The organism is Roseburia sp. MSJ-14, from assembly GCF_018918225.1.
Taxonomy (GTDB): domain Bacteria; phylum Bacillota; class Clostridia; order Lachnospirales; family Lachnospiraceae; genus Petralouisia.
Genome location: NZ_JAHLQD010000032.1, coordinates 53,960 through 77,337, shown reverse-complemented (window position 1 = coordinate 77,337; position 23,378 = coordinate 53,960). Strand labels below are relative to the sequence as shown.

At 37.5% G+C, this 23,378-nt stretch carries 29 protein-coding genes; 28 read left to right on the top strand and 1 reads right to left on the bottom strand.

The genetic code is table 11. From position 1 onward, the window contains the following. Nucleotides 1-62: 62 nt before the first annotated feature. Nucleotides 63-233, bottom strand: coding sequence for a DUF362 domain-containing protein (locus KQI83_RS11640; protein ID WP_216558142.1), 171 nt, complete (start codon nt 231-233; stop codon nt 63-65). Nucleotides 234-412: 179 nt separating this feature from the next. On the opposite strand from KQI83_RS11640, the gene KQI83_RS11635 reads away from it, so the two are divergent. The 28 genes from KQI83_RS11635 (at nt 413) to KQI83_RS11500 (ending at nt 23,244) form a co-directional block, all read left to right on the top strand. Then, nucleotides 413-832 carry an acyl-CoA thioesterase gene (locus KQI83_RS11635; RefSeq protein ID WP_216558139.1) on the top strand — a complete coding sequence of 140 codons (420 nt, stop codon included), beginning with the start codon at nt 413-415 and terminating at the stop codon, nt 830-832. A 93-nt stretch (nt 833-925) separates the two neighbouring features. Further along, entirely contained in the window at nt 926-1,126 is a 201-nt protein-coding gene (locus KQI83_RS11630; RefSeq protein ID WP_216558136.1) for a DUF1858 domain-containing protein, read from the top strand. An 865-nt stretch (nt 1,127-1,991) separates the two neighbouring features. Next, the gene (locus KQI83_RS11625) at nt 1,992-2,792 is read left to right on the top strand and encodes an adaptor protein MecA (RefSeq protein ID WP_216558133.1); all 801 of its coding nucleotides are present in this window, start codon (nt 1,992-1,994) and stop codon (nt 2,790-2,792) included. Between the two features lie 92 nt (nt 2,793-2,884). After that, nucleotides 2,885-4,708 carry a glycosyl hydrolase family 18 protein gene (locus KQI83_RS11620; protein ID WP_216558130.1) on the top strand — a complete coding sequence of 608 codons (1,824 nt, stop codon included), beginning with the start codon at nt 2,885-2,887 and terminating at the stop codon, nt 4,706-4,708. Nucleotides 4,709-4,848: 140 nt separating this feature from the next. Then, nucleotides 4,849-5,493, top strand: a complete 645-nt coding sequence (locus KQI83_RS11615) for a TetR/AcrR family transcriptional regulator (protein WP_216558127.1) — start codon at nt 4,849-4,851, stop codon at nt 5,491-5,493. Then, nucleotides 5,486-6,055: a flavodoxin family protein gene (locus tag KQI83_RS11610; RefSeq protein WP_216558124.1), complete on the top strand. Its 570-nt coding sequence runs from the start codon at nt 5,486-5,488 to the stop codon at nt 6,053-6,055. The genes KQI83_RS11615 and KQI83_RS11610 overlap by 8 nt, the downstream gene beginning before the upstream one ends. A 3-nt stretch (nt 6,056-6,058) precedes the next feature. Beyond that, nucleotides 6,059-6,724, top strand: coding sequence for an FMN-binding protein (locus KQI83_RS11605; RefSeq protein ID WP_216558121.1), 666 nt, complete (start codon nt 6,059-6,061; stop codon nt 6,722-6,724). 53 nt (nt 6,725-6,777) lie between these two features. Beyond that, nucleotides 6,778-7,479, top strand: coding sequence for an N-acetylmuramoyl-L-alanine amidase (locus KQI83_RS11600; RefSeq protein WP_216558118.1), 702 nt, complete (start codon nt 6,778-6,780; stop codon nt 7,477-7,479). 69 nt (nt 7,480-7,548) lie between these two features. Then, nucleotides 7,549-8,604 (top strand): L-threonylcarbamoyladenylate synthase, encoded by a 1,056-nt coding sequence (locus tag KQI83_RS11595; protein ID WP_216558115.1) that lies wholly within the window; start codon nt 7,549-7,551, stop codon nt 8,602-8,604. A gap of 16 nt (nt 8,605-8,620) precedes the next feature. Beyond that, the gene (locus KQI83_RS11590) at nt 8,621-9,166 is read left to right on the top strand and encodes an arsenate reductase/protein-tyrosine-phosphatase family protein (protein WP_253295600.1); all 546 of its coding nucleotides are present in this window, start codon (nt 8,621-8,623) and stop codon (nt 9,164-9,166) included. Next, nucleotides 9,123-9,752, top strand: coding sequence for a uracil phosphoribosyltransferase (gene upp / locus KQI83_RS11585; protein WP_216558112.1), 630 nt, complete (start codon nt 9,123-9,125; stop codon nt 9,750-9,752). Before KQI83_RS11590 ends, upp begins: the two co-directional genes overlap by 44 nt. A 16-nt stretch (nt 9,753-9,768) precedes the next feature. Further along, nucleotides 9,769-10,254, top strand: coding sequence for a deoxycytidylate deaminase (locus KQI83_RS11580; protein ID WP_216558109.1), 486 nt, complete (start codon nt 9,769-9,771; stop codon nt 10,252-10,254). Between the two features lie 145 nt (nt 10,255-10,399). Continuing rightward, on the top strand, nt 10,400-10,648 hold the full coding sequence (locus KQI83_RS11575; RefSeq protein WP_216558105.1) for an AtpZ/AtpI family protein: 249 nt from the start codon (nt 10,400-10,402) through the stop codon (nt 10,646-10,648). Then, complete coding sequence (locus KQI83_RS11570; protein WP_216558102.1) at nt 10,632-11,033, top strand: hypothetical protein; 402 nt, start codon at nt 10,632-10,634, stop codon at nt 11,031-11,033. Before KQI83_RS11575 ends, KQI83_RS11570 begins: the two co-directional genes overlap by 17 nt. Before the next feature lie 4 nt (nt 11,034-11,037). Then, nucleotides 11,038-11,775 (top strand): F0F1 ATP synthase subunit A, encoded by a 738-nt coding sequence (gene atpB, locus KQI83_RS11565; RefSeq protein ID WP_216558099.1) that lies wholly within the window; start codon nt 11,038-11,040, stop codon nt 11,773-11,775. Nucleotides 11,776-11,841: 66 nt separating this feature from the next. Then, nucleotides 11,842-12,096: an ATP synthase F0 subunit C gene (atpE, locus tag KQI83_RS11560; protein ID WP_216558096.1), complete on the top strand. Its 255-nt coding sequence runs from the start codon at nt 11,842-11,844 to the stop codon at nt 12,094-12,096. Nucleotides 12,097-12,118: 22 nt separating this feature from the next. Beyond that, complete coding sequence (gene atpF / locus KQI83_RS11555; protein ID WP_216558093.1) at nt 12,119-12,637, top strand: F0F1 ATP synthase subunit B; 519 nt, start codon at nt 12,119-12,121, stop codon at nt 12,635-12,637. Then, nucleotides 12,625-13,191: an ATP synthase F1 subunit delta gene (atpH, locus tag KQI83_RS11550; RefSeq protein WP_216558090.1), complete on the top strand. Its 567-nt coding sequence runs from the start codon at nt 12,625-12,627 to the stop codon at nt 13,189-13,191. Before atpF ends, atpH begins: the two co-directional genes overlap by 13 nt. Continuing rightward, complete coding sequence (gene atpA / locus KQI83_RS11545) at nt 13,188-14,693, top strand: F0F1 ATP synthase subunit alpha (protein ID WP_216558087.1); 1,506 nt, start codon at nt 13,188-13,190, stop codon at nt 14,691-14,693. Before atpH ends, atpA begins: the two co-directional genes overlap by 4 nt. A gap of 18 nt (nt 14,694-14,711) precedes the next feature. Then, complete coding sequence (gene atpG / locus KQI83_RS11540; RefSeq protein ID WP_216558085.1) at nt 14,712-15,572, top strand: ATP synthase F1 subunit gamma; 861 nt, start codon at nt 14,712-14,714, stop codon at nt 15,570-15,572. Nucleotides 15,573-15,702: 130 nt separating this feature from the next. Then, nucleotides 15,703-17,094 carry a F0F1 ATP synthase subunit beta gene (gene atpD, locus KQI83_RS11535; RefSeq protein WP_216558083.1) on the top strand — a complete coding sequence of 464 codons (1,392 nt, stop codon included), beginning with the start codon at nt 15,703-15,705 and terminating at the stop codon, nt 17,092-17,094. Between the two features lie 11 nt (nt 17,095-17,105). Continuing rightward, entirely contained in the window at nt 17,106-17,513 is a 408-nt protein-coding gene (gene atpC, locus KQI83_RS11530; RefSeq protein WP_216558081.1) for an ATP synthase F1 subunit epsilon, read from the top strand. A gap of 181 nt (nt 17,514-17,694) precedes the next feature. Continuing rightward, a complete protein-coding gene (locus tag KQI83_RS11525) occupies nt 17,695-18,399 on the top strand; it encodes a LytR/AlgR family response regulator transcription factor (protein ID WP_216558079.1) in 705 nt (234 codons plus the stop codon). An 11-nt stretch (nt 18,400-18,410) separates the two neighbouring features. Then, nucleotides 18,411-19,727 carry a sensor histidine kinase gene (locus KQI83_RS11520; RefSeq protein WP_216558076.1) on the top strand — a complete coding sequence of 439 codons (1,317 nt, stop codon included), beginning with the start codon at nt 18,411-18,413 and terminating at the stop codon, nt 19,725-19,727. Nucleotides 19,728-20,192: 465 nt separating this feature from the next. Next, entirely contained in the window at nt 20,193-20,891 is a 699-nt protein-coding gene (locus KQI83_RS11515; protein WP_216558073.1) for a LytR/AlgR family response regulator transcription factor, read from the top strand. A gap of 124 nt (nt 20,892-21,015) precedes the next feature. Continuing rightward, a complete protein-coding gene (locus KQI83_RS11510) occupies nt 21,016-21,696 on the top strand; it encodes a hypothetical protein (protein WP_216558071.1) in 681 nt (226 codons plus the stop codon). Next, the gene (locus KQI83_RS11505) at nt 21,674-22,348 is read left to right on the top strand and encodes an ABC transporter permease (RefSeq protein WP_216558068.1); all 675 of its coding nucleotides are present in this window, start codon (nt 21,674-21,676) and stop codon (nt 22,346-22,348) included. Before KQI83_RS11510 ends, KQI83_RS11505 begins: the two co-directional genes overlap by 23 nt. A gap of 2 nt (nt 22,349-22,350) precedes the next feature. Beyond that, a complete protein-coding gene (locus tag KQI83_RS11500) occupies nt 22,351-23,244 on the top strand; it encodes an ABC transporter ATP-binding protein (protein WP_216558065.1) in 894 nt (297 codons plus the stop codon). The last annotated feature ends 134 nt before the right edge of the window (nt 23,245-23,378 follow it).

The following is a 23,378-nucleotide window of genomic DNA, read 5'->3' as shown; positions in this document are numbered from 1 at the left end:
GCATAAAAAGAGGCTGTTTTACCATTTGGTAAAACAGCCTCTTTACCGTACTATTGAAATAATTAGCCCTGCTCAATAGCTCCTGTTGGACAGGCACCAGCACAGGTTCCGCAGTCTACACATGCGCCTGGATCGATTTCGTATTTGCCATCACCAGCGGAGATAGCACCTACTGGACATTCACCTTCGCAAGTTCCACAGCTTACACAGCCGTCAGTAATTACGTATGCCATACTATTTTCCTCCTTTTATAAAATGAATATTCATTTAAGCTACCACATTGATAGCTTTTCTTTATTTTAATACAAATAGGTAGTGATTACAAGGAAAATTGATGGTGGTTTTGGTATTTTTTTGTGTACAGCAGGGAGAAAAATTGAATTTTTTATGAGAAAGTGCTAAAATAATTTATATGGAAAAATTAAAATCTTACACACACAAAGTACAATATTACGAAACAGATGCAATGGCAATCGTACATCATTCCAATTATATACGTTGGTTTGAAGAAGCCAGACTGGATTATCTGGAACAGATAGGTCTTCCTTATGATGAAATTGAAAGGCGCCAGATTATGATTCCGGTATTGGGAGCAGCCTGCCAGTATCGACAAGCAGTTCGATTTGGAGAAACAGTGTGGATTGATACTGTGGTTACCGGTTTTAATGGCTTGAAGTTTACTGTGGCTTATAAAGTATATGATGAGACACGCAAGATACTGCATGCAGAAGGCACCACAGAACACTGCTTTTTAGATGCACAGTTTCGACCAATCCGGTTAAAGAAAGTAGCACCGGATATTTATGAGAAATTTTCCGCTTGCGTTGAATAAAAGCGGAAAAGGCAATTTTTTTGATAAAAGATTGCATAATGGACAGAATGGTATTATAATAAGGAACATGTTAAAAACGAAGGAGGTAACGAAATGGCACAGGTAACCAAAGACACAATGATTGGTGAATTACTTCAGATTGATGAAAATGTTGCACCAATTCTTTTAGAGATTGGTATGCATTGCCTTGGCTGCCCATCTTCTCAGATGGAAACAATTGCAGAAGCTGCAATGGTACACGGCATTGATCCAGAGGCATTAGTAAATAGAATTAATGACTTTTTAGCAAAATAATAAGTTTATGCAAAAGTGGCTGTCACTTCTAATTGGAAGAGGCAGCCATTTTTATCTTTTTATCTGTTTTTGTATTTTGATAAGAAATCTGTTCGTGAATAAGATTTTCCCATCTCAATTTATTTTTAGTTTTTTGCGAACCTCCTTTCTGAATTAAAATATGTGTGATATATTAGCTGTCGTAAGGTATCCAGATTACCTTGCGAAAAAGATTGTTTTTCTACTGTTCCCAAATGATTCCCGTTTTGCCAGCACGCAATAATTTTTATGTTATAAGTTAAAGGAACAATTTTCCGATATGAAAAGAGTGAAAATTTACTTATAAATAGTTTGGAAGTAAAGGCAACATAGTCCAATGTTGCAAAAGAATATCGGATAGAAAAACAAAATAGAGATGAAATTGAAAATATCTGACACAGACTGCATAAAATAATTTTAGTAATCATATATATAATATAAAATAGGGAAAATATGATTTTCTGGAAAAACGAGACATAACACGCTTTGCGAGTTTTCTCGTTATCGCGGTGTTTCTGGAATGTCCATGCAAGCATATCATTCTTATCGCTACCCGCGTAAATCATAGACTCATCCGTGGGGATGAGAAAGAATAAAAAGACCTATTTATGAGGTTGTGTGTTATCGTGATTCCTTTCTGTCTGAGCCAGAAAAACATCTCTTGCTATGTTATACACAAAACTGTCGAAAAAAACAATGCTTTTTGTAGAATTTTTAGAAATTTAATAGTTTTTTAATAAAATATAGGGGAGTTCAGCTTGACGAAAGGTTATAATATGTAATATACTTTGTTTACTCAAAAGTATATTAATTCCTGATGTGTAACATGAAAGAAGGAAGTGATTATATGAAAATTGAAAAAGTAAGTGAGAATCAGATTCGATGCACCCTTACCAAGGAAGACTTGGCAGACCGTCAGATTAAGCTAAGTGAATTGGCATATGGAACGGAGAAGGCAAAGGCACTTTTTCGGGATATGATGCAGCAGGCAGCATATGAATGTGGATTTGAAGCAGAAGATATACCGCTGATGATTGAAGCGATTCCGTTGTCGGCAGACACCATAATTTTGATTATTACAAAGGTTGAATATCCGGATGAACTGGACACAAGATTTTCCCAGTTTGCACCGGGGGATACCGTGGAAGAGACGCAAGAAGCATTTGATAATGAAGAAGGCGAGAAGATTTACGAGGCTGCCGGAGCAGATGATATCTTAGACTTGTTCCGCAAGATTCAGGCAGAACATAAGAAAGCGGAAGATTTAAGAAAGGCAAATCAATTTGTTCCGTTAGGAAAGGCAATCAATGGAGAAAAGCCAGAAGAACAGCCGGCAGAGGAAACCGTGGTAGTAGACATTACCAAGCTGTTTGTATTTGAAGGATTTGATGAAGTAAATCGTCTTGCACATGTGCTGAAGGGATTTTATAACGGCTGCAACGTATTGTATAAAAATCGATTAAACCGCAAGTATTATCTGGTGGTTAGTAAGAGCCAACATAGTCCGGAAGAATTTAACAAAGTATGCAATATTTTGTCGGAGTACGCACATCAGGAAAAATATTCCAATGCAATCAAAGCATATTTTGAAGAGCATTATGATATTATATTGAAAGAAAATGCATTGCAGATATTGAGTGAAATATAGGAAACAAAGCCCCTTGTGCTCATGCATGAGGGGCTTTATCATGTATTATAGGAAAGACTTATTATGAACAAGGGAGTACATAGGAGGATATTATGGCAGAAATAGACAGATCAACGCCAAAGGCTAATGTAAAAAAAGGTGCAACTAGAAGACCTATAAACAATAAAAGGCAACAGAAAAATAATCATTCTGTGATTATTGCAGCTGTTTTTATTGTAGTAGTGATTCTAATTGCGGGAATAAGCTTGTTAGTGAAAAAGTACAGTCCGAGCAAGGAGCGAGTGAACTTAAATAGTTATTACAATGTACAAAACGAAGAGGATATGGCGATTGTGGTAGACAATCAGCGACTGGAGGGTGTAGCAAAGAACTGGGAAGGACATGTGTATTTGGAGTATCAGACGGTACACGATTATTTGAATGAACGTTTTTACTGGGATGCCAATGAAAATATTTTACGCTATGTAACGCCGACAGATGTAATATCCGTAAATGCCGGAGAACAGAGTTATATGGTTACAAAATCCAGTGAGAATACAGACTATACCATTGTAAAAGTGGATGCTGATAAGATGTATATTGCGTTGGATTTTGTACAAAAGTATACAGAATATCCGGCAATCAGCTATAAAGTATATGAAAAACCGAACCGTGTTGCAATTGAAAGTAAAGGTGGTACCATAAAAACGGCAGAAGTAAAACGCAGTACGGAAATTCGCCAGAAGGGCGGTATTAAGAGTCCAATTGTTGTAGACGTGGAAAAGGGAGCTATAGTAACAATTCTTGAGAGCGGTAACGACTGGGATAAAGTTTGCACACAGGATGGTATGATTGGTTATATAAGAAATAATAAACTGGGTAGCGAACAGAAAACCACTGTGAAAGCCAAAGGTGAGCAACCGGTATTTAATCATTTGTTAAAAGATAAGACCATCAGTATGGGATGGCATCAGGTAACCAATCAAGATGGAAATAAGAAAGTTGCCAATGTATTGCAATCTACCAAAGGGATAAATGTATTGTCTCCCACATGGTTCTATTTAAATGATAATGACGGAAATATCTATTCCCTGGCAAATCATGATTATGTAAATTACTGTCATCAGCAGGGCGTGGAAGTGTGGGCGTTAATTAGTAACTTGGAGAATTCAGAAGTGGATACTACTTATGTATTAACCCACACATCGGTGAGAGATAAATTAGTAAATCAGATTATTGCATCGGCAATAGAATATAACTTAGACGGAATTAACTTAGACTTTGAAGCTTTAGCGGGTGAAGTGGGTGACGCTTACATCCAGTTTATCAGAGAATTGTCAATTAAGTGCGAAAACAATAATATTGTATTGTCGGTTGACAACTATGTGCCATCTTCTTATACTGCTTTTTATAATCGAAGTGAGCAGGCATTGTTTGCAGACTATATAGTAATTATGGCATATGATGAACATACCAGAGCATCGGAAGATGTAGGGTCTGTAGCGTCTATTGGATTTGTAAAAAAAGGAGTAGAAGACACACTGGCAGAAGTTCCGGCAAATCAGACAATTCTTGGTATGCCATTTTACACAAGAGTATGGGAACTGACACCGAAAGATGGCGCAGGAGAAGATGTGGAGTCTGCATCGGAAGACTACCTGCCATATACGTTTACCTGTAGCGAAGAAGGAATGCAAACCGTAGAAAATCGTTACACAGTAAATGGAGCACAGCCAACATGGGATGATACCACAGGACAGTATTATGTAGAGTATGAAAATAGTGGAAAAACCTATAAAATATGGATTGAAAATGAAGCGTCTTTAGAAGAAAAATTAAAAGTTATGAAAGACAATTCTCTTGCGGGAGCAGCTTACTGGAAGTTGGGATTTGAACGGGCAACAGCCTGGGATACCATAATAAAATATGTAAATTAGAGTAGTAAACTTATAGTGAAAAGCGTCTATTTTCTATTAAATTAGAAAATGGGCGTTTTTCTTATGCTATAAAAATGTTGACAAAACGAAAATAAAATATATAATTAAACCGTGAGTTTAATTAAAGAGGAGGAAACAACGTGGCAAGACGAAAAAAAGAGCCAAGGGCGGTACATAGACAAAATATAGCAACGGCAGCAGAGGAACTGTTTACCAAAAAAGGAATTGAAGCAACATCCATGGATGAAATAGCCCAAAAGGCAGGATATAGTAAAGCAACATTGTATGTATATTTTCAAAATAAGGAAGAGATTGTAGGACTATTAGTATTAGAGAGTATGAAAAAGCTGTATGACTACATAGTGGGAGCAATTCAGGAAGAGAAGAGCATGCGAGAACGATACTTACTAATTTGCCAGGGACTTGTGCGATATCAGGAAAAATATCCATTTTATTTTCAGATTGTATTGAAAGGAATTAATGTGAACTTTGAGCAAGAGGAGTGCTTGCCGGAAGAAGAGGAAACATTTCGAATTGGTGAAGAACTGAATCTGGTGTTAAAAAAGTTTGTGGAAGAGGGAATTGCAGCGGGGGAATTTCGTCAGGAAATTAATAGTATATCAACCGTATTTGCGTTTTGGGGAATGTTATCCGGTTTAATACAGTTAGCTGTCAATAAAGAAGAATATATCAAAAAGGCAATGAATCAGACAAAACAGGAATTTTTGCAAAATGGATTTGATACATTGTACCACACAATTGCCAAGGAGAAACAGGATGAATAAGAAAAAGATGGTTGCAATTTTGGGTAGTCCCCATAAAAATGGAGTGGTAAGTCAGATGCTACAATGTGCCACAAAAGCAGCACAAGGAGCGGGCTGGGAAGTAGAAGAGATAAATCTTTATGAAAAAGAAATCGGATTTTGTCAAGGGTGTCGCGTATGCCTTGGCACACAAGAATGTGTAAAAAAAGACGATATTCAAAAAATAGCAAATTCCTTACGCAAAAGTGATGCAGTAGTGTTAGCGGCACCTGTTTATTGGGCAAATGTGCCGGCGGTTGTAAAAAATATGTTTGACAGACTACTGGGAGTGGCAATGGAGGAAACCGCTACTTTTCCCAAAGGCAGACTTCCGGGGAAAAAATATTTTTTCCTTACTGCCTGTAACACCCCATCACCCTTTTCATGGATAGCAGGACAAAGCCGAGGGGCAAAACGGGTGGTAAAGGAGTTTTTTAAGACAGCAGGTATGAAATGTGGAGGAACTTTCGTCTGTGCCAATACCGGAAAAAGCAAAGAAATACCGGAAAAATTGAAGAAAAAGCTACAAAGGAGATTTGGATAAAAGATGGGTATTGTTTTAGGGTATATAAGTTTTTTATGTGTCATCTTATTGTTACTAAAATTAGTGACACGGAAATTACAATGGAAAAAAATAGATAGAATATTGATGAGAGGGCATAAATGGATATGTGGAGTATTGGTAGTAAGCTGTTTTGCTCATGTGATATGTGTGATTCCGGTATTGGGAAATCGCGATAAGTGGGTGCGAATTACAGGAGTGATAGCCACGATTCTTATTATAGCAATTATAGTGTTTTGTCATATTATGAAAAAAAGAGAACAAAAACTTCGTTGGCATCGGATATTGTCGTTGGCAATGCTGGTAATGGTGATTAGCCATGTAGTGGTAAGTATTGTGGATTTCAACAGCTATCAGAATAAGGTAGAAAACATTCAGATTGAGGGAATGGATGCTTCCGGAGTTGCAAACGGAACTTATAGAGGAAAATATGATGTGGGGTATATTTGTGCAGAAGTAGAAGTTACTGTAGAGAATGAAAAAATCACCCATATCGAATTGGTACAACATAAAAATGAAAGAGGAAAACCAGCAGAAAAAGTAGTAGATGAAATCCTAAAAGAACAACGGACAGATGTGGATGAGATAACAGGAGCTACCAATTCTAGCAAAGTGATAAAAAAGGCAGTAGAAGAAGCACTGCAAAATTGAATATTTTTTCCAAAGCTTCATATCTTTAATTAAGAAGATACTTAGGTGAGAATATGAAGAAAAAAATGGAACTTATTATGGCTGTCATCGTACTGGTGGGAGCCTATTTTTTGGCAAAAGAAGGAGGAGCTTACATTGTAGAAAGCAAAAAAGCAGAAGAGGGGAAAATCTGTATTGTGGTGGATGCAGGGCATGGAGGGATGGACCCGGGAAAGATAGGTATTAATAAGGAAAAAGAAAAAGATATTAATCTGAAAATAGCCAAAAAACTAAAAAAGCTGTTAGAAAAAGACGGGATAGAAGTAGTTATGACTCGAACGGATGAAAATGGATTGTATAGTGAAAGTTCCAATAATAAAAAGGTAGAAGATATGCGAAAACGGTGTGAGATTATTGAAGAAGCAAAGCCGGTGTTTACCGTGAGTATACATCAAAACAGTTATCCGGAAGAATATGTAAAGGGGGCGCAGGTCTTTTACTATGGAGAATCAGCAGAGGGAAAACAGTTGGCAGAAACCTTACAAAGTGTTTTGATAGAACAATTAGATCCCTCCAATCACCGACAGGCAAAAGCAAATGAAAGTTATTATCTATTAAAAAAGACTTCCAGTCCCACTGTTATTGTGGAGTGCGGATTTTTGAGTAATTCTCAGGAAGCAGCACTTTTGGCAACCAAGGAATATCAGGAAAAGGTGGCAGAAGCTGTACATAGCGGCATTGTACAATACCTACATCCAGAGCAGGAAAAACAATGAAATAGTTGCGAAAATCTAAGAACGTGTTATACTTAGAAACATAATATGTAAAAATGGGATAGTGAAATTATGAAGACGGTAATAGAAAAAATAACAGAACAGTTAACAGAAGAAGATAAAAAGAAAATAGAAGCAGCAGGGGATATTTTAAAACAAGGTGGCTTGGTAGCATTTCCAACGGAGACAGTATACGGACTTGGAGCAGATGCGCTGAATCCGGAAGCCTCCAAGAAAATTTATGCAGCAAAGGGCCGCCCATCAGATAATCCGCTGATTGTGCATATTTCTAATATGAAGGCTCTGGAGAAGATTACGTCGGAAATACCGGAAAAGGCAAAGAAAATGGCAAAAGAATTCTGGCCGGGACCATTGACTATGATTTTTCCAAAGAGCGAACAGGTTCCTTTAGAAACAACCGGAGGACTGGAAACCGTTGCTGTTCGTATGCCAAATCATCCCATTGCACTGGCGTTGATTGATGCCGGGGGCGGATATATCGCAGCACCAAGTGCCAACACATCAGGAAAGCCAAGTCCCACAAAGGCAGAACATGTAGCGTTGGATATGGATGGAAAGATTCCTATGATTTTGGATGGAGGGGCAGTTGGCATTGGGATAGAGTCTACCATTGTGGATTTTTCAACAGAAATACCAATGATTTTACGACCGGGATATATTACACCGGAAATGATTCAAAAAGTAATTGGAGAAGTGAAGATGGACCCGGGACTTTCTATGGATGATCCTACAGCACATCCAAAGGCACCGGGAATGAAGTACAAGCATTATGCTCCAAAGGCAGATTTGATACTGGTAAATGGGGCACAAGAGAAGGTAATACAAAAAATCAATGAACTGGTTAACATGGCGCAAGAGTCCGGAAAGAAAACGGGGGTTATCGGAACGGACGAAACATGCGGACGATATCAGGCTGGAATTGTAAAAAGTATTGGAACCAGAAGTGAGGAAGATACTATAGCCCGTCATTTATATGGAATTTTGCGAGAATTTGATGATTTAGATGTGGACGTTATTTATTCAGAAAGTTTTTCCACACCGAGAATTGGGCAGGCTATTATGAATCGTATGTTAAAAGCGGCAGGACATCAGGTAATTGAAGTGTAGAATGGAAGGAAGCAGAATGAAGAAATACAAGAAAGTAATTTTTGTATGTGACAGCGGAACTGCACGAGCACCTATGGCAGAAGCAATCATGAAAGAATATATGATAAAATATCCGTTGGAAATTGAAAGTCGTGGTCTGGTGGTACTTTTTCCAGAACCATTAAATCAAAAGGCGGAGGCAGTTTTGATTAGTAATGGAATCAATGTAGAAAATCAAATGTCATGTCAATTAGAGCAGGAAGATTTAACACCGGAACATCTCATCATAGCCATGGGAGAGGAACAAAGGCAAAAGATTATAGAAAATTATGAAATTCCGGAGGGAATGGATCTTGCAGTATTGAATGAGCTGACAGGAGACGAACTGGAAATTATTAATCCATATGGCGGAACATTGCAGGCATATGGACTTTGTTATGAAACGTTGAATAAGACGATAAAGAAATTGGTAAATTTAGTAAATGAAGCCAATGAAGAAGAAAATGAAGATAATAATGAAATAGAAGGAGGCGATGTGAATGGGGAAAGTAACAGTAATGAGTCATCCGTTAATCCAGCATAAAATCGGTTGGCTTCGAAAAAAATCCACAGGCTCCAAGGATTTTAGAAATATGGTTAGCGAAATAGCAATGCTTATGTGTTATGAAGCAACCAGAGATTTGGAATTGACAGATATTGAGATTGAAACACCGATTTGCACCACCACTGTAAAAGAATTAAAAGGAAAGAAACTGGCAGTTGTGCCGATATTACGAGCAGGACTTGGTATGGTAGACGGAATGCTTGCCATGATACCGGCAGCCAAGGTTGGACATATTGGATTGTATCGTGACCCGGAAACACTAGAACCGGTAGAATATTATTGCAAGTTGCCGGAAGACTGTTCAGAACGTGAAGTGTTTGTAGTAGACCCCATGTTAGCCACAGGTGGTTCCTCAGCAGCAGCCATTCAGATGTTGAAAGACAGAGGCGTAAAAAATATTCGTTTTCTGTGTATTATTGCAGCACCGGAGGGGGTAGAGTGTATGAAAAAGGAACATCCGGATGTAGATATCTATATTGGTGCATTAGATGAAAAATTGAATGAACACGGATATATTGTTCCGGGATTAGGAGATGCGGGAGACCGTATTTTCGGCACAAAATAGAGACAGGAGGACAGCTATGAGCGATAAACGAAAGGATTATATTTCCTGGGATGAGTATTTTATGGGTGTTGCCATTTTGTCCGGGATGCGTTCTAAGGACCCCAATACCCAAGTAGGAGCATGCATTGTAAGTTCCGACAACAAGATTTTATCTATGGGGTATAACGGATTTCCTATGGGATGTTCCGATGATGAATTCCCTTGGGCACGAGAAGGCGAACCTTTAGATAATAAGTATTTTTATACGACCCATAGCGAACTGAATGCCATATTAAATTATCGTGGAGGTAGTTTAGAAGGCGCCAAGATGTATGTGTCCTTGTTTCCGTGTAACGAATGTGCAAAGGCGATTATTCAGGCCGGGATAAAAACAGTAATATATGATGACGATAAGTATGGCGATACGCCATCTGTGATTGCATCCAAAAGAATGTTTCGTGCAGCAGGGGTAGATTTTTATCGCTATCAAAGAAATGGAAGAGAAATTAAAATAACAGTATAATTGTAGTAGAAAGTGGAAAGAGTAACCAAAAGAAGGAAAAAGGTTGCTCTTTTTTGGCATTTTTTTCAATAGGAGTAGAAATGATAGACATTTTGTCGAAAAATAGATATAATATATAGGATGAAAGTAATAGGAGGTAGCACATGTGAGGTACAAAAAAAGCGTATATCAATCGTTGGTTCTTATTACGCAGTTTGGAATCAGTATGTTGGTGCCTATTTTATTATGTTGCTTTGCCGGAGTATATATAGGAAAACGATTCCAAATGGAATGGTTAGTGATACCGTTTTTCTTTGTAGGAGCATTAGCGGGATTCCGGAATATATATGTTATGGCAAAGAAAATTTATCAGCAAAAGAGTGAAAAGGAGCAAAGGCGTGTTAAAAAGAATTAATCCGGTATTACCCGAGCTGATTATAGAATTGGTGCTGTACGGATTGGTAATACAGTTTACGGGAGTGTGGTTTGTAGAAGACCAGTTGCGTTATACCACAGGGTTATGGATTGGAATTGCAGTTGCTGCGGGAATGGCGGTTAATATGGCAGTAGTTATTTTGGATACTGTGGAGTTAATGGCAGAAAAACGAGCATCCAGAAAGAGTGCTGTTTTTTCTGCAATACGTTATATTTTGGTAGTGGCAGCTTTTGCAGTAGTAGGAGTGTTTCACTTAGGTAATTTGATTACCATGTTTTTGGGCGTAATGGGACTAAAGGTAGCAGCTTATCTCAATCCCTTTACACATAAATTTATTACAAAACATAAATTTTTAAGGAGGTGAGAGAGTGCGTAGTTCGATTTTGCTGGCAACGAGTACAGAGGTTGACATTGAAGTTCACGGATTATTTTCCTATGAGCTGTTTGGACATACGTTCTGGATTACCACGACCCATGTATGTGTATTGATTGTCATGTTGATTTTGCTGGGATTTGCTATTGTAGCCAACAGGGCAATGAAACATGCCAGTCAGGTTCCTACTGGATTTCAAAATGTAGTAGAACTGATTGTAGAAATGTTAGACAAGATGGTTCATGGTGTAATGGGAAAAAAGGGAGAACGATTTGCCAATTATATCGGTACAGTATTTTTATTTATTTTACTGAGTAATATATCAGGTTTATTCGGTCTAAGACCGCCCACAGCAGATTACGGAGTGACACTGCCATTGGCATTGATGAGTTTTTGTATTATTCATTTTTGTCAGTTTAAGCACAACAGTCTAAAGGAAATATGGGTGGATATGTGTTCTCCATTGCCCCCGTGGCTGCCGTTATGGCTTCCGATTAACTTGATAGGAGAGATTGCAGTACCAATTTCTTTATCACTTCGTTTGTTCGCAAACATTTTATCCGGAACCATTATTATGGCGTTGATTTATGCTTTGTTATCCAAGTTTGCATATTTCTGGCCGGGTGCGTTGCACGCATATTTTGATATTTTCTCGGGATGTATCCAGACGTATGTATTCTGCATGCTGACGATGACATATATCACGAATGCAATTGGAGACAAAGAAGAGTAAGAGTGAAGTATCAAAACAAAATTAAGAAAAGAAAAACAAGATTAAGAATCTAAGGAGGAAATTTTTATGAACATTAGTGGAACAGATTTGATTTTAGCATGCTCAGCAATTGGTGCAGGATTAGCAGTTATTGCAGGTATTGGACCTGGTATTGGACAGGGTATTGCAGCAGGACATGCAGCAGCAGCAGTAGGACGTAACCCGGGAGCAAAATCCGATATTACATCTACCATGCTTTTAGGACAGGCGGTAGCAGAAACCACAGGTTTGTATGGTTTGTTAGTTGCAATCCTGTTACTGTTCGTAAAACCATTAGTATAAGTAAGGGAAAGGAGGACAAGCCTTGGAACCAAGAATATTTGGCTTAGATCCTCAGCTTTTACATGACACGATACTTTTAGCACTTGCGGTATTATTTTTATTTACTGCAATGTCATATCTGTTATTTAATCCGGCGCGAAAGATGCTTAAGGATCGACAGGAACGTATTAAAAGTGACATTTATGCGGCAAAGAAAGATAAAGAAGATGCATCTGTTTTAAAAGATAAATATGATGCAAAGCTTAAAGGTGTGGAAAAAGAGGCCGAGGAGATTTTAAGTGAGGCTCGTCAGAAAGCTTTGAAAAACGAAGCAAGAATCATAGACGAAGCAAAAGAAGAGGCAGCCCGTATCATAAAACGTGCCAATGAGGAAGCATTATTGGAAAAGAAGCGTGTTATGGATGAGGCAAAGCAGGAAATGATTTCCATTGCATCCATGATGGCAGGAAAGGTTGTGTCAGCGTCTATTGATACATCTGTGCAGGATGCCCTGGTAGAAGAAACATTAAAGGAAATAGGTGAGAATACATGGCAAAGCTAGTATCCAAGACATATGGGGATGCATTAGTAGAGCTTGCTGTGGAATCTGGTCAGGTGGATGAGATGTTAGAAGAAGCAAGAGGTATTCTTAGCATTCTTCAGGAAAACAACGAGCTTTCCAAACTGATGAATCACCCAAAAATCGTAAAGGAAGAAAAGATTCAGATCCTGGAAAATATCTTTAAAGGTCAAGTACGGGACGAATTGACCGGAATTATGTGTATGCTTGTTTCAAAGGGTCATTATAAAGATATGGAATCCGTATTTATTTATTTTATTGACCGGATAAAAGAATACAAGAATATTGGAACTGCCTATGTAAAAACTCCAATGGAGCTTAATGCAGTTCAAAAAGAAAAAGTAGAAGAAAAGTTATTAAAAACCACACATTATGAAGCATTTGAAATGCATTATGAAGTGGATGAAAGCCTGATAGGCGGCATGGTAATCCGTATCGGTGACCGTGTGGTAGATAGCAGTGTAAAGCAAAAGCTTTCACAGCTTACCAGAGAATTATCAAAAATACAGTTGAAAGTAGGTGAATGCGCTCCATGAATTTAAGACCAGAGGAAATAAGTTCAGTCATAAAAGAGCAGGTGAAACGGTATGCCGCAGAGCTGGAAGTGTCTGACGTAGGTACAGTTATCCAGGTAGCAGACGGTATTGCGCGTATTCACGGGCTTGAAAATGCAATGCAGGGCGAATTATTGGAGTTTCCCGGAGAGGTCTATGGAATGGTGTTGAACCTGGAAGAAGATAACGTTGGTGCCGTATTGTTAGGTGACCAGAAAAGTATCAACGAAGGGGATACCGTTAAGACTACCGGAAGAGTTGTAGAAGTTCCAGTTGGCGATGCTATGTTGGGACGTGTTGTAAACGCATTGGGCCAGCCTATTGATGGAAAAGGACCAATCGAAACCAGTAAGTTTCGTCAGATAGAAAGAGTAGCATCCGGTGTTATCTCAAGAAAATCCGTAGATACACCATTGCAGACAGGTATTAAGGCAATTGACTCCATGGTACCAATCGGACGTGGACAGCGTGAGTTAATTATCGGTGACCGTCAGACCGGTAAGACTGCAATTGCAATAGATACCATTATTAACCAAAAAGGACAGAACGTAAAATGTATTTACGTTGCAATCGGACAGAAAGCATCTACCGTGGCAACCATTGTAAAAACATTAGAAGAGTTTGGCGCAATGGATTATACTACTGTAGTAACATCTACCGCAAGTGAACTTGCACCATTGCAGTATATTGCACCATATGCAGGATGCGCAATCGGTGAAGAATGGATGGAAAACGGAGAAGACGTATTGATAGTATATGATGACTTAAGCAAGCATGCAACGGCTTATCGTACACTTTCCTTATTACTTCGTCGTCCACCAGGACGTGAGGCATATCCAGGAGATGTATTCTATTTACACTCCAGATTGTTAGAGCGTGCAGCAAGATTGTCTGATAAGTTGGGCGGCGGTTCCTTAACTGCACTTCCGATTATCGAAACACAGGCTGGTGACGTTTCTGCCTATATTCCAACCAACGTAATTTCTATTACAGATGGTCAGATTTATTTGGAAACAGAAATGTTTAATGCAGGTTTCCGCCCGGCAGTAAATGCGGGATTATCCGTATCTCGTGTAGGTGGTTCTGCTCAGATTAAGGCAATGAAGAAAATTGCAGCACCAATCCGTGTGGAATTGGCACAGTATCGTGAGTTGGCAGCATTTGCGCAGTTTGGTTCTGAATTAGACGCAGATACAGCAGAAAAGCTGGCACAGGGTGAAAGAATCAAAGAAATGTTAAAACAGCCACAGTATAAGCCAATGCCGGTAGAATATCAGGTTATGATTATTTACGCAGCAACTAAGAAATACTTATTAGATGTAGCAGTAGAAGATATTTTAAGATTTGAAGCAGAATTGTTTGAATTTGTGGATACCAAATATCCGGAAATTCCGGAAGCAATCCGTACAGATAAAGAGATTAAAGAAGAAACGGAAACAAAACTGATTAAGGCAATTGAGGAGTGCAAAGCACAATTTAAGTAGAACAGGTGGTGAAAAACTATGGCTTCCATGAGAGATATTAAAAGAAGAAAAGGCAGCATACAAAGTACGCAGCAAATCACAAAAGCCATGAAGCTTGTTTCTACTGTAAAACTGCAAAAAGCAAGAAACCATGCAGAGCAGTCGAATCCATATTTTAACCATATGTATCAAACGGTAAGTTCCATGCTTGCGCATTCCGGAAATATCAACCATCCATATTTGAAGGCAGGAGATTCCAAGAAGAAGGCAGTCGTTGCAATTGCATCCAATCGAGGACTTGCCGGAGGATATAATTCTAATATCGTAAAATTGATTACAGAAAGCGATATGAAAAAAGAGGATGTTGAGATTTACATGATTGGGCGTAAGGCAAAAGAGACGTTTGTACGAAAAGGATATAGTATCAAAGAAGATTATTCTGACGTGATAGAAGGTCCAACATATGAAGACGCAGCCCTTATCAGTAAAGAAGTATTAAAAGCATTTACTGAAGGAGAAATTGGCGAGATTTATCTGGCATACACTCATTTTAAAAATACAGTAAGCCATGAACCTACGCTGATAAAACTGCTTCCGGTAGAGATTGATGATGCAGATTCAGAAGCTGAGACGGATCATGATTTATTAATGAATTATGAGCCAAACGAAGAAGAAGCATTAAATCTCATTATACCAAAGTATGTGACAAGCTTACTCTACGGAGCCTTGGTAGAAGCTGTTGCAAGTGAAAATGGTGCCAGAATGCAGGCAATGGATTCCGCAACAAGCAATGCAGATGAAATGATTAGTGATTTGACACTGAAATATAACCGTGCCCGTCAGGGTTCCATTACACAGGAACTGACAGAGATTATAGCGGGAGCGGAGGCTATCTCATAAAGCATAAATGCTTTTATGAGTACCGCGATAACTTGAGAAACTTGCAAAGCATGTTTCTCATAGTTGCAGGACGGTATAGAAGAAGTGCAGGTACGCACTTTTGAGAATGATAAACATAAGGAGTGAAAATATGGCAGAAAAGAATATAGGTAAAATCACTCAGATTGTCGGAGCGGTTCTTGACGTAAAATTCTCCGACGGAAAGCTGCCACAGATTAACGAAGCTATCAATATTCCGTTAAAAGACGGAAAAAGATTGGTAGTGGAAGTTTCACAGCATTTGGGTGATGATACGGTAAGATGTATTGCCATGGGACCTACCGATGGACTTGTCCGTGGAATGGAGGCAGAAGCAACAGGAGCTCCGATTTCCGTTCCGGTAGGAGAGAAAACATTGGGACGTATGTTTAATGTTTTAGGAGATCCCATTGATGAAATAGATGCACCAACTGATGTAGAATACATGCCAATTCACAGAAAAGCTCCGGCTTTTGAAGATCAGGCAACTTCTACAGAAATGTTAGAAACCGGTATTAAAGTCGTAGACCTTTTGTGCCCATACCAAAAGGGTGGAAAGATTGGTTTATTCGGCGGTGCCGGTGTAGGTAAAACCGTATTAATTCAGGAATTGATTCATAATATTGCAACAGAGCACGGTGGATATTCTGTATTTACCGGTGTAGGAGAAAGAACCCGTGAAGGAAATGACCTTTACTATGAAATGAAGGAGTCTGGCGTTATTGATAAGACCTGTATGGTGTTCGGACAGATGAACGAGCCACCAGGAGCGCGTATGCGTGTAGGTTTAACAGGACTTACCATGGCAGAATATTTCCGTGATAAGGGTGGAAAGGACGTATTGTTATTTATTGATAACATTTTCCGATTCACACAGGCAGGTTCCGAGGTGTCTGCGTTGTTAGGACGTATGCCATCTGCTGTAGGTTATCAGCCAACCCTTCAGACAGAAATGGGTGCATTGCAGGAACGTATTACATCCACAAAAAATGGTTCTATTACTTCCGTACAGGCAGTATATGTACCAGCCGATGACTTAACAGACCCGGCTCCGGCGACCACATTCGCCCATTTGGATGCAACTACCGTATTGGACCGTTCTATCGTAGAACTTGGTATTTATCCGGCAGTAGACCCACTTGGTTCTACTTCTCGTATCTTAGACCCGCGTATCGTAGGTCAGGAGCATTTTGAAGTAGCTCGTGGAGTACAGGAAATCTTACAGCGTTATAAGGAATTGCAGGATATCATTGCAATCCTTGGTATGGATGAACTTTCCGAGGATGACAAGCTGGTAGTAAGCCGTGCAAGAAAGGTACAGAGATTCTTGTCTCAGCCATTCTTCGTAGCAACACAGTTTACCGGATTGGATGGAAAGTATGTACCAATTACAGAAACTATTCGCGGATTTAAAGAAATTCTGGAAGGAAAACATGATGATGTACCGGAAAGTTATTTCTTAAATGCAGGTTCCATTGATGAAGTCCGTGCCCGTATGAAATAGGGGGTGGACAAATGGCAGAGGAAAACAAATTTTTCCGATTGGAAATCATAACACCGGATCGTAACTTTTACGAAGGAGAAGCCTCTATGGTAGAATTCACATCCGTAAATGGTGAGATGGGTGTTTACAAACATCATATTCCGCTGACAACTGTTTTAGCTCCTGGAATTGTAACGATTACAGAAGCAGAAGGACAAAAAGAAGCGGCAATACATGCAGGATTTGTAGAAATCTTACCGGATAAGGTAACGTTTTTGGCAGAGATTGCAGAGTGGCCGGAAGAAATTGATGTTGCTCGTGCAGAGGCAGCTCGTGCCCGCGCCGAAGAGCGACTTCACAATCATGCAGCAGAGATAGATGTTGCCCGTGCGGAAATTGCTTTGAAGAAGGCATTGGTACGAATTAATATTAAACAGTAAGATAATAAATGGTAAATAGAAAGGCTTTATCACATCTATGTGATAAAGCCTTTTTTAAATAAAAACTTAATTTTATTTAAATTTTCATAAAATATCATGTACAAAAGCCAATTTTTATAATATAATATATATTTAAAATTGTATGTGCTTCGAGGGAAAGAAATAGGAGAGAATATTGCATATGATAAAAATTGGGATTTGTGATGATGAAAAAATTGTATTAAGCGTATTAGGAACATTAGTAAAGCAGAGTTTGGAGGAATTAGAGGAAGGAGGCAAGATAATTAACTTTCACTCTGGAGAAGAGCTATTAGAAGAAGTAGAAAAATTGGATGTATTATTTCTGGATATTGAGATGCCGGGATTAGATGGAATCGAAGTGGGAAGCCAAATACAAAAACGCAATTTAGATTGCAAGGTTATTATGGCAACCAGTAGGCAGGATCGTTTTAAAGAAGCTTTTAAGATAAATGCCTTTCGATTTATAACCAAGCCATTTCAAAAAAGTGAAGTAAAAGAGTCTCTGGAAGATGTACTGAAAACAAGAGTCGGAATGGAAAAAATTGAGGTATATCGAGAGCGGGTACCATATAAGCTTTACCAAAAAGATATTATGTATATGGAGGCGGTAGATAGTTCTGTAGAATTTGTTTTAAGAGATGGGGTATTCCGTAAGGAAACATCGTTAAAACAATTAGAAAAAGAACTAGATGACAGGTTGTTTTTTCGCGTAAACAAACAGTATATTGTAAATATGAAATATATTGATATTCATACATATAAAGATGGAATCATTCAGGTTGGAGCAGCAAAAATAAGGGTTTCTGTTAGAAAGAAAAAAGAATTTGAAAAAGCATACACGGTATATGATATAAACTATAGATAAGGAGACCTATAATGAAGCTGGCGTTAATATGTGAACTTGTGTTGGAAATAGTAAAATATACGTTATTATTACATGTTCTGTTTGGAACAGAAATCCGTAGAAAATGGATGGCGGGAGTATCAGTAGTTATATGGACGATTTTATTGTTTACTGGAATGGTGCAAACAAATGATATGAGGAGAATATCTATTGTTATTAATGCTATGGTGGTTGTTACATTATTAGTCACAGCGAAAGAAGCTATAATAAGGAAAGTGTTGTATGTAGTAGTAGCATGGATTATTGCAATCACTTTAGATTCTGGCATAGGAATGTTAGTAGAAATATTATTAAGTAAGGCAGCTTATGCACAATTGCGTCTAGAGCAAAGATGGATGATTTTTAGTCTTATTTCTATTTGCGGATTATCTCTTATTTACTGGATACAGAAAAAAAGGTTGTTGGAAAAAAGTAAAGTATTTCAAAGAGTGGCAAAAGTAATATTGTATATTTGTATTGCAATTATGATGATAGCATTACCGGCTACTGTAACAGGTTTAGCTTATTTAGGTAGAGAAATTAATAATCCGGCACTTACTTCAAAATTGCAAATATTAACAGATATTTTTCTTTTTAGTATGATTGCCCTGGCAATATTTATTATTTATGTAAATAATACCAATAAAAGAATGAAACGCTATCTGGAAATGGAAAAGACATTAAAAGATACCCAGAAAAATTATTATGAAGCAATGTTGGCAAAGGAGGAGGATACCCGGAGATTTCGCCATGATGTACTGAATCATTTAATTGCGTTAGGTGAATTAGCAAGGCAGGGAGAAATGAAGCCGGTTGCAGATTATGTAGAAGAAATACAGGGTGACATTGTGAAAATACAGCAAAAGTGTTACAGCATTGGAAACACCATTATAGATGCCTTTTTAAATTATTATGTACAAATGTTAGAGGAAGATGTAGAAGTTAGTGTTACCGGTTGTTTAACCCAGGAAATTGCTATTAGTGATGTAGAGTTATGTACAATTTTTTCCAATCTTATTAAAAATAGTGTAGAGGAATTGAAAAAAAACGGAGAAGGTAAAAAGTACCTGAAAATAAAAGTAAGCTCTGGGCAACAGGCATTTAAGATAGAGATTTCCAATAGTATTTCAAGGGAGGGAGAAATACAGGGAGAATTGCCCGAAACCACTAAAAAAGATAAAAAGAATCATGGAATCGGGTTGAGAAATGTAACAGAAACTGTAGAAAAGAATGAGGGAATATTTGAATGGAAAGCAGCGGATGCTTGCTTTCAGGCTGTGGTGACATTGCCGTTAAGGCGTAGTATATAGAAAATATAATGTCATAAGTTATAAGTAGGAAAGGAGAAAGAAATATGTTATTAAGTTCATATGGTTGGTGGGAAGAATTTTGGAAAAGACTGTTTGGCTAATAAAAAGTCAACGTTCACGGGGGTAAGTCAACGTTTATGGGGTTATTCTTGAATAAGAGCAAAAACTGTGCTATTTTGTAAATGGTAGCAAGAGGATAATTGCAGAATGAGGGAATAGTTCATAATAGAGTTGGCGAAGTGTGAGGTATGGGAAAGTAGCGGGAGACTTAAAAATATAGGGTAAGAAAAAATGCTCTGTTGTAAAACAAAAGTTTTACAGCAGGGCACTTTTTTATGCAGTAGGAAATATTATGTTAAGTTAAAGTACAAATAAAAAATAATCAAAACTTTCCTCAAAGAGCATGTACAAATAAATTTACTTAAAATACAATAAAAGAAAAGCGCGGGAAGGAGAGTTAAGATAATGTTAGAAATTGGAATTTGCGATGATGAAATAATTGTACTGAAAAAATTGAAAAACATAATATTGGAAGGGTTAAAGCAGTTAAAAATAGAAGCAAGAATTTGCTTGTTCCAAAACGGGCTGGATTTGCTGAAGCGGAAAGAAGCATTAGATATTTTGTTTTTGGATGTGGTAATGCCTGGACTAAATGGATTTGAAATAGGGGAAAGAATGCGAAAATGGGGAAGTGACTGTAAAATTATTATGGAGACAAGATGTGACCATCGATATAAAGAAGCTTTTTGCATCAATGCTTTTCGATTTGTTACAAAACCTATAGAAAAACAGGAGGTTCAGAAGGCTTTGAAAGAAGCAATTCATGCGTTAGGTGTGGGGGAAAGAATAGAAGTCTATAAGGAGCGGATAAAATATAATATATATGAACGGGATATTTTTTATATAGAAGCAATAAATAGCTCCGTGGAGTTTATACTAAAAGAGGGCGTGTTTCGGAAAGAAAGTTCCTTAGAAAATATGGAAAAAGCATTAAATAAAGAAAGATTTTACCGTATTAGCAGGCAGTGTATTGTAAATATAACAAAAATAGATAAGTACGAAAAGGGGATTATTACCATTAATCATAAAGAGAAAAGAGTATCACAAAGAAGAAAAAAGATGTTTGACATGAAATATAGGGAATATAAAGCATGTCATGCGTAGAAAAGTGCATTCACGGGGTTATGGAGAGCATTCAGGGGGTTTTGGTTGAAGGAAAATATTCGTTATGATATGTTTGAAGCATGAAATGTAGATACTTTACCAAAAAGTAGAAAGGGGGAGCATTGTGAATCCGATACAATTTTTTTTGCAATGGATTTGTAGGGTGATTAATCCTGTTTTTGGAATTGGAATTGGAACTATTTTTATAAAAAGTGCATGTTTGCCTATATACATAATTCGATACGAAAATAGTTGTGTAAAAACCATGGTTAGAAAATATACCAGAGGAATACAAAAGAGAGCGGAAAGAAAAAAGAGTAAAAAAGAAATGTATCAGTATTTAAATGTAAAAAAACTAAGTTACTCCTGCTTTATCTATGGCATTGAGTTTACGGTAATATTAATGTTTTTGAAAGCAATATCGGCATTAAACAATACACAGGAGTTTTGGTTTAAAATAAATGAAGTAGACAGGACAAGCCTGTTGTCATATATATACCTTGCGGTATTGGTTTTGGGTGAAATCATAAACTTTCAAAAGGGTTCTAAAGTAGAAGAAGTAATGCAAATAATCATCAGTATTATTTTGGTAGTATTATTGTATCGAACCTCTCGAACAGTAGTAGCAGGGATTGTGATTTACTGGAGTATTTCTAGTTTGTATAGTTTATTCATACGAAAGGTTATTTTACAGGGAAAAATAGAAAAGCGTGTAGAAAAGGAGTACACAACGGTTTATTTGGAGTCAGTATATAATTTAATAAGAAAAGAGAGGACAAGCTATGATAAGTGTGGCGAAAAATGAATTTTTAAATTTGATAAAAAGCGTCAAAGCGGTAATTGTAATATTGGTATTTGTGCTGTTTAGTTTTTATATTTCAAATTTTTTAATAAAAAGTTCCCATTTGAATACAGGGAAAGCTGCTGCATATTCCAGTTTAAGATTGCTGGTGTTTGTCTTGGGATATTTGTTTGCATCAATTTTGTCCCACAATACCATTAACCGGGAAATAGAACAAAGAACAGGACGGCTGATTGTTACTAAGATTTCACGAAAGAGCTTTTTACTGGGAAAGTTCATAGGAAATCTGCTGTTTTGGCTTGTCAGCATAACCGTAAGCTACATTCTGATATCAATTATGAGTAACCAACAGGATGGAGAGGTTTATTTTATGACATTAAGTACCATGATATATTTTGTGGGGCTTGTGCTATTGCTATCAACAGCGGTTAATAAAACATCTATGAGCAATTTTCTGGGGGTGTTTTTGGGAATTGCAATACCGGGAATCGGGATTTGGATTACACTGGATGAAAAACATATTTTGGGATTTACAAAATATATTTTTCCGTATTTTTACATACTAAAGGGAGGAGCATTTATGCTAATTCCTGATTTGATAGCTATAATTTGGGTAATAATTGCTCTTATTATCATTAAGAGAAAGGAGTTATAAGTATGTCGGTAATTGAAACGACAGAATTAACAAAAAGATTTCATAATCATGAAGTCATACATGATTTAAGTTTTACGGTGGAAGAGGGAGATTTTTTTGGTCTGGTGGGAAGAAATGGAGCAGGAAAGTCCACACTGATTAACATTTTAGTGGGGCTTTATCATCTGGATAGCGGAAGCTTTAAAATTCTAAATCGTGACTCCTTAGAATTGGATTCGGCAAAAAGAGAAATAGGAGTTATGCCGGATGTGTCCACATTGTATGGAGATATGAATGCATATGAGTTTATAGCGTATATGGCAGCTTTAAAAGGAGTCAAACTCAATCGACAGGAGATTACAAAACGGTTAGAAGAAGTTGGATTAGAGGTGGGAAAACGTTTAAAAATAAAGCATTTTTCCTTTGGAATGAAAAAGAAGATATGTATAGCTCAGGCGTTAATAGGGAATCCCAAATTGATTTTTTTAGATGAGCCTACTTCCGGCGTAGATCCGGAATCTATATTAAGACTGCAAAGTCTGTTTTGGAAACGAAACAAAGAGGGAACGACTATATTTATAACCTCTCATAATCTACAGGAAATAGAGAAACTTTGCAATAAGGTAGGATTTCTAAAGGATGGACAATTTGCAGTTTGTGGAACCTTAGAAGATATAATTGACAAATACAATCAAAAAAGAGTATTGATTGCAGTAAATGAGCGGGATATGCAGCAGGAGGAAGTACGAAAGCTATTATCTGATAAAAGAATAGAGACAGAGGGAAATAGATTTTTGGTTCCATATCTAAAAGAAGAAGAAATAGAGGAAATGGTTAAAAGGTTAGTGGAGAACCAGGTAAAAATTCGTTCTGTTATTCCGCAGAAACCAACATTGGAAGAAATATTTTTGAAGTGAGGTGTTGTTTGATGGTAAGGGAAATACTTATTTGGGTAATTACATTTGCCATTTTGGTGGGAATAGGTGTTATCATACAAAAAATCAAAAACAAGTTTGATTCATAATTCAGGTTGATAATAGAAAAAAGTTGG